1 protein-coding gene is annotated in these 472 nt (G+C 41.9%); it reads left to right on the forward strand.

Going from position 1 to position 472, the window contains the following annotated elements:
• Nucleotides 1-151 precede the first annotated feature (151 nt).
• On the forward strand, nt 152-472 hold a 321-nt coding region (locus KDH83_RS31525; protein ID WP_249205482.1), incomplete at its 3' end, for an MCP four helix bundle domain-containing protein.

Genomic DNA, 472 nt, shown 5'->3' on the forward strand with positions numbered 1-472 from the left:
CAATTTGAATTTCTGGAAAAGACGCTTTTGGATCGGCCCCACTATGACCGTGAGGAAGTGGAAAGTTTATTGTTTACTGATGATTCATCCGGAGAACGTGAAGATGATAAATGCCTGGTATGGATTTCGCTTATAGGAGGAGAGATGTGATTTGAAGATTAGAAGCAAGCTTCTGTTGGGCTTTAGCCTGCTGTTGATGATTATCCTGGTGCTTGGTTTTATCCATTTGGATCGTCTTAAGTATATGAACTCGCAATTAGATCGCATTTACACGGAAAGATATCTGATGATCAAGAATTCAACCGGGATGCATGGTGATATTAATGATTTGGCGCGGATCTCGACGAATTTAGTGCAGCTACAGGATGAAGCAAAAATTACGGCAGGAAGAAAGATGATTGAGAGTAAGCAGGAGTCCGCAATGCAATACCTGTCTGCAATTCAGAGTATGGTGGATACAGCAGAGGAACGT

It is taken from the genome of Achromobacter sp. Marseille-Q0513, from assembly GCF_018195695.1.
Classification (GTDB): Bacteria; Pseudomonadota; Gammaproteobacteria; order Burkholderiales; family Burkholderiaceae_B; genus Achromobacter.